General features: G+C 38.7%; 12 protein-coding genes. All 12 read left to right on the forward strand.

Annotated features, from left to right (window positions below):
- Positions 1–87 precede the first annotated feature (87 nt).
- The 12 genes from ftsY to HMPREF1532_RS15790 all read left to right on the forward strand — a co-directional run bounded on the left by ftsY (position 88) and on the right by HMPREF1532_RS15790 (position 12,974).
- Positions 88–1,047: a signal recognition particle-docking protein FtsY gene (gene ftsY, locus HMPREF1532_RS15735; protein WP_005931635.1), complete on the forward strand. Its 960-nt coding sequence runs from the start codon at positions 88–90 to the stop codon at positions 1,045–1,047.
- The gene (gene rimO / locus HMPREF1532_RS15740; RefSeq protein ID WP_005931636.1) at positions 1,044–2,345 is read left to right on the forward strand and encodes a 30S ribosomal protein S12 methylthiotransferase RimO; all 1,302 of its coding nucleotides are present in this window, start codon (positions 1,044–1,046) and stop codon (positions 2,343–2,345) included. The genes ftsY and rimO overlap by 4 nt, the downstream gene beginning before the upstream one ends.
- Positions 2,346–2,420: 75 nt before the next feature.
- Positions 2,421–2,693 (forward strand): HU family DNA-binding protein, encoded by a 273-nt coding sequence (locus HMPREF1532_RS15745; protein ID WP_005931638.1) that lies wholly within the window; start codon positions 2,421–2,423, stop codon positions 2,691–2,693.
- A gap of 15 nt (positions 2,694–2,708) precedes the next feature.
- Entirely contained in the window at positions 2,709–4,139 is a 1,431-nt protein-coding gene (locus HMPREF1532_RS15750; RefSeq protein ID WP_005931640.1) for an HU family DNA-binding protein, read from the forward strand.
- A gap of 258 nt (positions 4,140–4,397) precedes the next feature.
- Positions 4,398–5,393, forward strand: coding sequence for an AAA family ATPase (locus tag HMPREF1532_RS15755; protein WP_005931642.1), 996 nt, complete (start codon positions 4,398–4,400; stop codon positions 5,391–5,393).
- A 52-nt stretch (positions 5,394–5,445) separates the two neighbouring features.
- Positions 5,446–6,315 (forward strand): DUF58 domain-containing protein, encoded by an 870-nt coding sequence (locus tag HMPREF1532_RS15760; RefSeq protein ID WP_005931644.1) that lies wholly within the window; start codon positions 5,446–5,448, stop codon positions 6,313–6,315.
- A gap of 9 nt (positions 6,316–6,324) precedes the next feature.
- Positions 6,325–7,398, forward strand: coding sequence for a membrane exported protein (locus HMPREF1532_RS15765; protein ID WP_025819156.1), 1,074 nt, complete (start codon positions 6,325–6,327; stop codon positions 7,396–7,398).
- Between the two features lie 48 nt (positions 7,399–7,446).
- Positions 7,447–8,430, forward strand: a complete 984-nt coding sequence (locus HMPREF1532_RS15770; protein ID WP_005931649.1) for a vWA domain-containing protein — start codon at positions 7,447–7,449, stop codon at positions 8,428–8,430.
- A gap of 59 nt (positions 8,431–8,489) precedes the next feature.
- On the forward strand, positions 8,490–9,518 hold the full coding sequence (locus HMPREF1532_RS15775) for a VWA domain-containing protein (RefSeq protein ID WP_005931652.1): 1,029 nt from the start codon (positions 8,490–8,492) through the stop codon (positions 9,516–9,518).
- Positions 9,519–9,526: 8 nt separating this feature from the next.
- Positions 9,527–10,249 carry a tetratricopeptide repeat protein gene (locus tag HMPREF1532_RS15780; protein ID WP_025819157.1) on the forward strand — a complete coding sequence of 241 codons (723 nt, stop codon included), beginning with the start codon at positions 9,527–9,529 and terminating at the stop codon, positions 10,247–10,249.
- Between the two features lie 33 nt (positions 10,250–10,282).
- Positions 10,283–12,121: a BatD family protein gene (locus tag HMPREF1532_RS15785; protein ID WP_005931659.1), complete on the forward strand. Its 1,839-nt coding sequence runs from the start codon at positions 10,283–10,285 to the stop codon at positions 12,119–12,121.
- Positions 12,122–12,140: 19 nt separating this feature from the next.
- Positions 12,141–12,974 (forward strand): tetratricopeptide repeat protein, encoded by an 834-nt coding sequence (locus HMPREF1532_RS15790; protein ID WP_005931663.1) that lies wholly within the window; start codon positions 12,141–12,143, stop codon positions 12,972–12,974.
- Positions 12,975–13,056: the final 82 nt, after the last annotated feature.

Below are 13,056 nucleotides of genomic sequence, written 5' to 3' on the forward strand. Positions count from 1 at the left end.
TTTTATGCGTTATTGGGTAGATTTTTTAGTTTTTCATTACTTTATTATATCTTTGTAGCATAATGTATTATACAAATAGTAAGTATCATGGGATTTTTTAGTTTTTTCTCGAAGGAAAAGAAGGAAACTTTAGATAAAGGATTATCTAAAACCAAGGAAAGTGTGTTCAGTAAGATAGCTCGTGCAGTAGCAGGGAAATCTAAAGTGGACGACGAAGTGTTGGATAATCTTGAAGAGGTGCTCATCACTTCCGATGTAGGTGTAGAGACTACACTGAACATTATTAAACGTATCGAAAAGCGTGCTGCAAGTGATAAATATGTAAATACTCAGGAACTCAATACAATTCTTCGTGATGAAATTGCTGCATTGTTGACAGAGAATAATTCAGAAGATGTTGCTGATTTTGATGTCCCTATTGAAAAGAAACCATATGTGATTATGGTAGTGGGAGTTAATGGTGTTGGGAAGACGACTACCATAGGTAAATTGGCTTATCAATTCAAAAAAGCCGGCAAGTCGGTCTATTTGGGGGCTGCTGATACGTTCCGTGCTGCTGCGGTAGAACAGTTGGTTATTTGGGGTGAAAGGGTAGGTGTGCCCGTAATTAAACAAAAGATGGGCTCGGATCCGGCTTCTGTGGCTTTTGATACATTAAGTTCGGCTGTTTCCAATAATGCTGATGTTGTAATTATTGATACGGCAGGACGTTTGCATAATAAAGTGGGATTGATGAACGAGCTGACTAAGATTAAGAATGTAATGAAGAAAGTCGTTCCGGATGCGCCGAATGAGGTATTGCTTGTGTTGGATGGTTCTACAGGGCAAAATGCTTTTGAACAGGCAAAACAGTTTACATTGGCTACTGAAGTAACGGCTATGGCAATAACCAAGTTGGACGGAACGGCCAAAGGAGGAGTTGTAATCGGCATTTCCGATCAGTTTAAGATTCCGGTGAAATACATCGGATTAGGTGAAGGTATGGAAGATCTGCAAGTATTTCGTAAAAAAGAATTTGTTGATTCCTTGTTTGGAGAGAATGCATGAAAAGAAAAACAATAGATATAATCACTTTAGGGTGTTCTAAAAATTTGGTAGATTCGGAGCAGTTGATGCGTCAATTGGAAGAAGCCGGATATAATGTGACTCATGACGCTGAGAAGCCGGAAGGAGAAATAGCAGTAATCAATACTTGTGGTTTCATTGGTGATGCAAAGGAAGAATCTATTAATATGATTTTGGAATTTGCCCAGGAGAAAGAGGAAGGAAACTTGGAAAAACTTTTTGTGATGGGCTGTCTTTCAGAACGTTATTTGCAAGAGTTGGCGATCGAGATTCCGCAAGTTGATAAGTTTTATGGGAAATTTAATTGGAAAGAGCTTTTACAAGATCTCGGTAAGGCCTATCATGATGAATTGTATATCGAACGTACGCTGACCACTCCTGAGCATTATGCTTATTTGAAGATATCGGAGGGTTGTGACCGGAAATGTTCATATTGTGCCATTCCTATCATAACCGGACGTCATGTTTCACGTCCGATGGAAGAAATTCTGGAAGAAGTGAAGTATTTGGTTTCCAGAGGGGTAAAAGAGTTTCAGGTAATAGCTCAAGAATTGACCTATTATGGGGTCGATTTATATAAAAAGCAGATGCTTCCGGAATTGATAGAGTGTATTTCGGATATTCCGGGAGTAGAGTGGATTCGTTTGCATTATGCTTATCCGGCACATTTTCCCACTGATTTATTCCGCGTGATGCGTGAACGTGATAATGTGTGTAAATATATGGATATTGCTTTGCAGCATATCAGTGATAACATGCTGGAACGGATGCGTCGGCATGTGACGAAAGAGGACACTTATCGATTGATAGAGCAATTCCGCAGGGAAGTTCCCGGTATTCATCTGCGCACGACTTTAATGGTCGGACATCCGGGAGAAACAGAAGTTGATTTTGAAGAACTGAAGGAATTTGTTCGTAAGGTTCGTTTCGATAGAATGGGGGCTTTTGCCTATTCGGAAGAAGAGGGGACTTATGCCGCAAAGCATTATGAAGATTCTGTTCCTGCCGAGATTAAGCAGGCTCGTCTGGATGAACTGATGGATATTCAGCAGGGGATTTCGGCTGAGCTAAGCGCTGCAAAAGTCGGTAAGCAGATGAGGGTTATTATCGATCGTGTCGAGGGAGATTATTATATAGGTCGTACGGAGTTTGATTCGCCGGAAGTTGATCCGGAAGTGTTGATTGACCGTTTGGATGGAACGCCGCTTATTATTGGTAACTTTTATCAGATTGAGGTGGTTGATTCCGATGATTTCGATCTTTTTGGTAAGGTCGTTTGAAAGAAAAATCCCGAAGAATTTGTATTTTTGCTCAAAAATGACTAATATAGCGTCGAACTTTTAAAACTTCAAGATTTGAATAATAAAGATTTTACTTCGGAATTGTCGCGCAGGTTAGGGTATACAATAAAGGATACGTCTGAATTGATGTCCTCTTTGTTGTCGGATATGACTCAGGAATTGCAAGAAGGGAATGTAGTAACGATACAGGGCTTTGGAACTTTTGAAGTAAAAAAGAAAGCAGAGCGTATAACGGTTAATCCGACAACCAAGCAACGTATGCTCGTTCCTCCCAAATTAGTGTTAGCATATAGGCCGAGTGGTCAGCTAAAAGAAAAGTTTAAATAAAAAAGACTCTCTCTTATGAACGAAAGACTATATCTGCAGAATTTTGTCGACCTGTTATCAGAAAAGCATGGCATGAATAAGAAAGATGCCGAAAAATTCGTCAAAGAGTTTTTTCTTTTGATAGAAGAAGCTTTGGAGAGAGAGCGGTCTGTGAAGATCAAGGGTCTGGGGACTTTTAAATTGGTAGAGGTAGAAAGCAGGGAAAGTGTTAAGGTTAATACAGGTGAACGGTTTCAAATAGAGGGATATACCAAAGTGTCATTTGTTCCGGATACTTCATTACGTGATATTATTAATAAGCCTTTTGCTCATTTTGAAACAGTGGTTTTGAATGAAAATACAATTTTGGAAGATACTCCGATCGCTGAGTCTGATGATGAAGATGTAATAGAAGAAACTGTATTGCTGAAAGAGGAAGAGGGAGAAGAAGAGATGGTTATGGCAGAGGGTGAAGGTAATCCGTCTGTGGAATCGGTAAGGTATGTTGATTTATCGTCAGAGACAGTTGCGTTAGCGGAAGAGGAAACTTCATTGACCGAAGAGGTGAATGGAAGGGAGGAAATATCTTCGGAAGAAACGAAAGCTGACGAAGTTCCTGTAGGAGAAATGTTGACGGAAGCCCCCCCTGCACAGGAGATGCCGACTGTGGAAAGTGCATTGCCTGTAGAATCGATGAGGAAGGAAATCTTTTCTAATGATATTGAAGAAGGGGTTGTAGTGCTTATGAATCGGCCTTCGGAACCGTTGAGAGAGAAAGCGGATACAGTAGACTCTTCTCAGCCGATGGAATCTCCTCAGCCGACAGAATCTAAATTATCTGCAGAAGAGATTATTGCACGTGAATTGGCTACTTCGACACCCGTTTCGGCTCATGAAAGACAGATAAAAAAACATAGTAAATCCAAACATAAAAAAGGAGAAAAGTCACCTGTCCCTTATTTGATAGCGATAATTGTTATTGTTTTATTGCTGTGCGGAGGTGCTTTGCTTTTTATTTATTATCCTGATTTGTTTGAATCTGCCGATAGAATAGAAAAACTGGAAAAGCCTGTTAATGCCGTTAAACCTGTTCCTGTAGTGGCGATTCCTCAAGATACGATAATTGAGAAAGACACTGTTGGCGAAGTTGTTTCTCCTCCTACGGTAAAAGAAGAACCGGTAGTTGTTCCGGAACCTAAAAAAGAAGTGGAAGTGGTGAAAAAAGAAGATAAATCGGTTACTAAACCGGCACCTTTCAATCCCGATTCTGTAAATTATATAATTACGGGAACAAAAGCCACATATACAATAAAAGAAGGGGAAACACTTACCAGGGTTGCTCTACGCTTTTATGGAACTAAAGCTCTGTGGCCATATATAGTAAAATATAATCCGGATATTATAAAAAATCCGAATCATGTCCCATATGGCACAACGATTAAGATTCCAGAATTGGTTAAAAAATAAATAGATCGAATCATTTGCACCCGGATGCGGTATTACGCTGATTATCCGGGTGTTTTTATATATGTATATGAAATGTTATGAAACCAATAAACCGTATAAAAGTACCTTAATCTAAAGGTTTCGCATTGTTTTTTAATAAAAATTAGTTGCAATGGTTAATTATATAGCGTACTTTTGGAATCGAATTAAAAAGCCTTACAGAAACTAAGGACTTTATTATGATTTTGTGGTAATTAAACAATAAAATATTAAGTATTTATGGCTGAATCAATTGATATCCGCGAATTGAACGAACGGATTGAAAGACAAAGTGCTTTCGTTACCAATCTTACAACAGGCATGGACCAGATTATAGTTGGTCAGAAACATTTGGTGGAATCGCTTCTGATCGGACTGTTGTCTGACGGACATGTGTTGTTGGAAGGTGTGCCGGGTTTGGCAAAGACATTAGCAATTAAAACATTGGCGTCTCTGATTGATGCACAATACAGTCGTGTACAGTTTACGCCGGATTTGTTGCCTGCCGACGTTATCGGTACAATGGTTTACAGTCAGAAAGATGAATCATTTCAAGTAAAGAAAGGACCTATTTTTGCAAATTTTGTATTGGCGGACGAAATTAATCGTGCACCGGCAAAAGTACAGAGTGCCCTGCTTGAAGCAATGCAGGAACGTCAGGTGACAATCGGTAAACAGACTTTTCCTCTGCCGGAACCTTTCTTGGTATTAGCTACTCAGAACCCGATCGAACAAGAAGGTACTTATCCGCTTCCGGAAGCACAAGTCGACCGTTTTATGTTGAAGGTTGTGATTGATTATCCGAAATTGGAAGAAGAAAAATTGATTATCCGCCAGAATATTAATGGCGAGAAATTCAATGTGAAGCCTATCCTTAAGGCTGACGAGATTCTTGAGGCGCGTAAAGTGGTCCGTCAGGTTTATTTGGATGAGAAAATAGAACGTTATATTGTTGATATTGTGTTTGCAACCCGTTATCCGGAGAAGTATGATCTGAAAGAATTGAAAGACATGATTGGTTTTGGTGGTTCACCCCGTGCTTCTATCAACTTGGCTTTGGCTGCCCGTACATATGCATTTATCAAACGTCGTGGATATGTGATCCCCGAAGATGTGCGTGCGGTAGCTCATGATGTGCTTCGTCACCGTATCGGTTTGACGTATGAAGCGGAAGCAAGCAATATGACTTCTGATGAAATAATCAGTAAGATACTGAATAAGGTTGAAGTACCTTGATTTTAATTGAGTGATGAATAACTCCCGATTTTCAAATCTCAATTTTAAATAGATGGAAACAAGTGAAATATTAAAAAAAGTTCGTCAAATTGAAATAAAGACACGCGGATTGTCTAACAATATTTTTGCAGGCCAATATCATTCGGCTTTCAAGGGTAGGGGTATGGCATTTTCCGAAGTGCGTGAATATCAGTTTGGTGATGATATTCGCGACATCGACTGGAACGTAACGGCGCGTTTCAACAAACCTTATGTTAAGGTATTTGAGGAAGAACGTGAACTGACAGTGATGTTGATGGTAGATGTTTCCGGTAGTTTGGAGTTTGGTACTGTTAAGCAGATGAAAAAGGATATGGTGACCGAGATTGCTGCAACATTGGCATTCTCGGCCATTCAGAACAATGATAAGATAGGTGTTATTTTTTTCTCTGATCGAATAGAGAAATTTATACCTCCGAAAAAAGGTCGTAAACATATTCTTTATATTATTCGCGAATTGATTGATTTCAAACCTGAAAGTCGTCGTACGAATATCCGTTTGGCATTGGAATATCTGACGAATGTAATGAAAAGGCGATGTACAGCTTTTATCTTGTCTGATTTTATAGATCAGGAGAGTTTCAAAAATGCAATGACGATTGCTAATCGGAAGCATGATGTAGTAGCTGTTCAAGTCTATGACCGACGTGTCTCAGAGCTTCCTCCAATAGGATTGATGAAGATAAAAGATGCTGAAACCGGACATGAACAGTGGATTGATACGTCATCTAAGGCTGTGCGTCAGGCACATCATAATTGGTGGATAAATAAACAGAGTGAATTGAGTGAGACATTTACGAAAAGTAATGTGGATTCTGTTTCTGTGCGTACTGATCAGGATTATGTAAAAGCACTACTCAATTTGTTTGCCAAACGAAATTAACGGAAGAAGATGAATAGAAATAGTTTTCTAATAATATTGTTGTTTTTAATATCGGGCAGAGTTGCTGCGCAATCTGTTACGGTGGAAGCCAAGATTGATTCTTTGCAAATTCTTATTGGAGAGCAAGCTAAGATACAATTGCAAGTGGCAATGGATGCTAAGCAACGGGCTGTTTTTCCTGTCTATTCCGATACGTTGATAAGTGGAGTAGAAGTGATTGAGACGGCTAAACCGGATACACAGTATTTAAATGACAGACAGAGGTTGCTGATAACACAGGAATATACTGTTACTTCATTTGATTCGGCCCTTTATTATCTGCCCCCTATGGTTGTGACAGTTGACAATAAAGAGTATAAATCAAGGGCATTAGCATTAAAAGTTTACTCGATGCCTGTCGATACTTTGCATCCGGAAATGTTTTTTGGGCAAAAAGCTGTAATGAAAGCTCCTTTTGCTTGGGAAGATTGGTATGGATTGATCGGATGTTCGTTTCTTGCTTTACCTTTGTTGGCATTGCTTATTTATTTTATCATACGTATTCGCGACAATAAGCCGATTATTCGTAAGATAAAGGTAGAACCTAAACTACCGCCACATCAGGCTGCCATGCAAGAGATAGAGCGTATTAAGGCGGAGAAGGTATGGCAGAAAGGAAGGTCGAAGGAATATTATACAGAATTGACAGATGCTATTCGTACATATATAAAAGATCGTTTTGGTTTTAATGCATTAGAAATGACTTCTTCTGAAATTATAGATAAGCTGTTGGAAATGAATGATAAGGAGGCAATCTCTGATTTGAAAGAATTGTTTCAAACGGCCGATTTGGTAAAGTTTGCCAAGCATGATCCGCAGATGAATGAAAATGATGCGAATTTAATTAATGCTATCGACTTTATTAATGAAACAAAACAGCCGGAAGAAGAAAATCAAAAGCCGCAACCAACGGAAATCACTATTATAGAGAAGCGTTCTTTGCGTGCTAAGATATTGCTTATATGTGGAATTGTATTACTATCAGTTGCTCTTGTAGCTACTTTTGTATATATTGGAACACAGCTCTATGATCTTTTTGCATAAGTGGAGTAATTTCAATTGTAAATAGTAAATCGTAAAATCGTAAATAGAATGGTTTTTGCCAATATTGAATATTTATTTTTGCTACTGTTGCTTATACCTTATATCGTATGGTATATTCTAAAGTGGAAAAAGAGTCAGGCGACGCTTCAGATTTCGGATGCCCGAGTATATGCGCATACACCCAAAAGTTATAAAAACTATTTGCTTCATGCACCGTTCGGACTTCGTATCATAGCGTTAATATTGATCATTCTGGTACTTGCCAGACCTCAAACAACAGATAACTGGCAGAACAGCGAGATTGAGGGGATCGATATTATGCTTGCTATTGACGTATCTACCAGTATGCTGGCAGAGGACCTAAAACCGAATCGGTTGGAAGCTGCTAAAGATGTAGCTGCCGAGTTTATAAATGGTCGTCCGAATGATAATATTGGTTTGACATTATTTGCCGGTGAAAGTTTCACACAATGTCCTTTAACAGTAGATCATGCTGTATTGCTGAATTTGTTTCAAAGTATTAAGTGTGGAATTGTAACCGATGGGACGGCGATTGGTATGGGTATTGCTAATGCTGTGACACGTTTGAAAGATAGTAAAGCTAAATCAAAGGTCATCATTTTGTTGACTGATGGTACGAATAATAAAGGGGATATTTCTCCTTTGACTGCTGCTGAGATCGCTAAGAGTTTTGGTATTCGTGTCTATACGATCGGTGTTGGTACGAATGGTATGGCCCCTTATCCATATCCGATAGGAAATACAGTGCAATATGTAAATATGCCGGTGGAAATAGATGAAAAGACATTGACTCAAATTGCGGGAACTACAGATGGAAATTATTTCCGTGCTACCAGCAACTCTAAATTGAAAGAGGTTTATGAAGAAATTGATAAACTGGAGAAAACCAAATTGAGTGTCAAAGAATACAGTAAGCGTCAGGAAGAATATCGTTGGTTTGCATTAGCAGCTTTTCTGTGTATATTACTCGAGGTATTGCTGCGCAACTCAATACTTAAGAAGATTCCATAACATAATATAATGTGATTTCAAGCATAAATTGTAAATCGTAAAATAGTAAATAAAAAGAGATGTTTCGATTTGAAGAGCCTACATATTTATATCTGTTGCTGCTATTACCGTTGTTAGCTGCTTTTTACTTGTATTCTAATTATAGGAAGCGGAAAGCGATTCGCCGGTTTGGTGATCCGATGTTAATGGCACAACTTATGCCTGACGTCTCTAAATATCGTCCGGATGTAAAATTTTGGTTAGTTTTTGTTGCAGTTGGGCTGTTTGCAGTGTTATTGGCACGTCCTCAGTTTGGTTCCAAGCTGGAAACGGTGAAACGTAAAGGGGTTGAAGTAATCATTGCACTCGATATATCAAACTCTATGTTGGCACAAGATGTTCAACCGAGTCGTTTAGAGAAGGCTAAGCGATTAATATCCAGATTGGTAGATGAAATGGAGAATGATAAGGTGGGAATGATAGTTTTTGCTGGTGATGCTTTTACACAGCTTCCTATTACAAGCGATTATATTTCTGCCAAGATGTTTTTAGAGTCAATTAATCCTTCTTTGATATCTAAGCAAGGAACGGCCATTGGCGCTGCTATAAATTTGGCTGCCCGTAGTTTTACTCCTCAAGAGGGAGTAGGGCGTGCTATTGTTGTCATTACTGATGGTGAAAACCATGAAGGAGGGGCAGTAGAAGCAGCGAAGGCGGCAGCAGAAAAGGGGATTCAAGTTAGTGTTTTGGGAGTAGGACTTCCAGACGGTGCTCCGATTCCTGTTGAAGGTACAAATGATTATCGCCGTGATCGAGATGGAAATGTAGTTGTTACTCGTCTCAATGAGGCTATGTGTCAGGAGATAGCTAAAGACGGTAAAGGTATTTATGTACGTGTTGACAATTCGAATTCTGCGCAGAAAGCTATAAACCAAGAGATCAATAAAATGGCGAAATCTGATGTCGAATCAAAAGTGTATACTCAATTCAATGAGCAGTTTCAGGCTGTTGCATGGATTATATTGCTTTTATTGTTAGCCGAAATGTTGATATTGGAACGTAAGAATCCGTTGTTTAAGAACATTCATTTGTTCTCTAATAAGAAGTAATTATGCTTATGTCAAGAAGTAAATATATTCTGTTTGCCGTGTTTGCGTTATTGGCGGCTGGTGCATCTGCACAAAAGGCAGAGAGAGATTATATCCGTAAGGGAAACCGTTTCTTTAATGATAGTGTTTTTGTAGATGCTGAGGTGAATTACCGGAAGGCATTGGAGGCAAATCCTAAATCTACTGTCTCTATGTATAATTTAGGAAATACGTTGTCTCAACAACAGAAGTTTAAAGAAGCTATGGAACAATACGTAGCTGCTGGTAAAATTGAAAAGGATAAGATGAAGCTGGCGCATATTTATCATAATATGGGAGTTTTGTTTCAAGCTGGAAAAGATTACGGACAGGCGGTAGAAGCCTATAAAATGTCATTGCGGAATAATCCGAAAGATGATGAGACGCGTTACAATCTTGCTTTGGCACAGAAATTGTTGAAAGATCAACAACAAAATCAGCAAAACCAAGATCAAAATCAGGATCAGAACAAAGATAATCAGGAAAATAAGCAAGATCAAAAGCAAGACCAGAATAAACAGAATAATGATCAAAAGCAAGATGATCAGCAACAACAGCAACCTCCGAAGCCGGAAAAGAAAGAGAATGAGATGTCGAAGGAGAATGCTGAGCAGTTACTTAATTCGGTGATGCAGGATGAGAAAGAGACCCAGGATAAGGTTAAGAAGCAACAACAGGTAATTCAGGGAGGGCGTCTCGAGAAAGATTGGTAATAATAGAATAAGATAATAAAAACTTCAAAGGAAATGAGAAAACTGATTTTCTTATTGATAACATTGGTAACAGTGAACACTAATGTGTTTGCCGATAGCAAAGTGTCGTTTGCCGCATCTGCACCTGATGTAGTGGTGGTAGGAGACCAGTTTAGGCTGACCTATACAGTGACAACACAGAAAGTGAGAGATTTTCGTGCACCCTCTATCAAAGGGTTTGATGTACTGATGGGCCCTACCCGGAGTACATTCAGTAATACCCAGATCATCAATGGTGCAATGTCTTCAGAAAGTGGGATAACTTTTACTTACATTTTGATGGCAACAACAGAAGGAGATTATTCGATTCCCGGTGCTACGATTACAGCAGATGGAGATCAGATGGTCTCCAATTCGGTAAAAATAAAAGTGCTTCCGCCTGATCAAAACACGGGTGCTGCAGGGGCAACTCAAGGAAATGCTGCTTCGGGTAGATCGGCATCTTCTTCAACAAGTGTATCCAATCAGGATCTTTTTGTTACGGCAACGGCCAGTAAAACTACAGTTTATGAGCAAGAGGCTTTGTTACTGACTTATAAGATCTATACGCGTGAATCACAATTGGGATTTGATAATGTTAAGTTGCCGGATTTTAAAGGATTTCATTCTCAAGAGATAGAACGTCCTGCCAATGCTAAATGGTCTCAGGAACATTATAAGGGAAGAAACTATTATACTACTGTATATCGTCAGTTTGTGTTATTTCCTCAACAGTCTGGAAAATTGGTTATTGAGCCAGCACGTTTTGACGCTTCAATAGCAAAAGCTGTTAGGAGTGCAGATCCTTTCGATGCATTTTTTAATGGAGGAAGTAATGTAGTAGAGGTAAAGAAGACACTTACTACACCTGCTATAACAATTAATGTAAATGCACTTCCTTCAGGGAAACCTGCCGACTTTTCCGGTGGTGTAGGAGAGTTTAATATAACTTCTTCTATCAAAAGTAAGGAAGTAAAAACTAATGACGCAATAACCTTGAAACTGGTTATTTCGGGGATAGGAAATCTTAAATTACTTTCTAATCCGGAAGTTAAGTTCCCGGAAGATTTTGAGGTATATGCTCCTAAAGTAGATAGTCAGGTTCGTTTAACACCTAATGGATTATCAGGTAACCGTGTAATTGAATATTTGGCAATTCCCCGTCATGCTGGTGATTATAAAATTCCTGCCGTGACGTTCTCTTATTTTGATATTAAATCAAAATCTTATAAAACATTGAGAACGGAGGATTATGAAATAAAAGTGGAAAAAGGAGCAGGTAATGCAGACCAAGTGATTGCAAACTTTACAAATAAAGAAGATCTGAAAGTTTTAGGTGAGGATATTCGTTATATAAAGTTGAAAGATGTAACATTGCAACCTAAGGGCAGTTTCTTTTATGGTTCATTTGTATATTGGCTGTTTTATATAATTCCTGCTATAATTTTCATCGTATTGTTTATTGTTTATCGTAAACAGGCTGCAGAAAATGCCAATGTGGCTAAGATGCGCACGAAGAAAGCTAATAAAGTTGCTACAAAACGCATGAAGTTGGCAGGTAAATTGCTTGCGGAGAATAAAAAGGATGCGTTCTATGACGAGGTATTGAAAGCTTTGTGGGGATATATCAGCGATAAACTGAATATTCCGGTATCACGTTTGTCTAAAGATAATGTGGAAGAGAAGCTAAGAAACTATGGGGTGAGCGACGAATTGATTAAGGAATTCCTGGATGCTTTGAATGAATGCGAGTTCGCACGTTTTGCTCCTGGAGATGAAAATCAGGCTATGGACAAAGTTTACACCTCCTCTTTGGCGGTGATGAGTAAAATGGAAAATTCAATAAAACATTAAATTAGAAGAGATTAACATCATGAAAAAAATATTGTTTTTTGCATTTGGGGTATGGATATCGATTGTCTCTTTCGGACAAGGGCAGGCTGTGAAAGATAGTTTGCAGGCCATAGTAGGAGATTCTATCGGTAACAGTTTACAGCAGATTTCTTCCAGTTTAGAAGATGCCACAAAGGCCGAAGGAGACAGTGCATATATGAAGAACGATTATGCTTCTGCTATTCAGATTTATGAAGCATTGTTGAATCGGGGGGAGGCAGCTGATATATATTATAATCTTGGAAATAGTTATTATAAGGCTGGTGATATTGCTAAAGCTATATTGAATTACGAACGTGCGCTGTTGCTTCAGCCGGGTAATGGTGATATTCGCGCGAATTTAGAGATTGCCCGTTCAAAGACGGTTGATAAAGTGGAGCCGGTTCCGGAAATATTTTTTGTATCTTGGACTAAATCATTGATTAATAGTATGAGCGTTGATTCTTGGGCTGTTTGTGGAGTTGTTTGTTTCATATTATTGATTGTATCTCTTTATCTTTTTATCTTCTCTAAGCAAATTGTGCTAAAGAAAGCAGGTTTTATAAGTGGCATTGTTTTTCTGGCTGTAACAATACTGGCAAATGTGTTTGCAAATCAGCAGAAAGATGAGTTGACGAATCGTAATAGTGCCATTGTGATAAATCCCAGTGTAACAGTACGTAGTACTCCAAGCGAAAGTGGAACAAGTTTGTTTATACTTCACGAAGGTCATAAAGTGGGTGTAAAAGACGGTTCAATGAAAGATTGGAAGGAGATACGTCTGGAAGATGGAAAAGTAGGTTGGGTACCAGCTTCTGCTATTGAAATTATTTGAAAATATTGATTTTGTTATATTGATAAAAATCCTCGCATAGATATCTTGTGCGGGGATTTTTTTATTTATCAGTCGCTAAATG

This window comes from Bacteroides salyersiae WAL 10018 = DSM 18765 = JCM 12988, assembly GCF_000381365.1.
Lineage (GTDB): Bacteria > Bacteroidota > Bacteroidia > Bacteroidales > Bacteroidaceae > Bacteroides > Bacteroides salyersiae.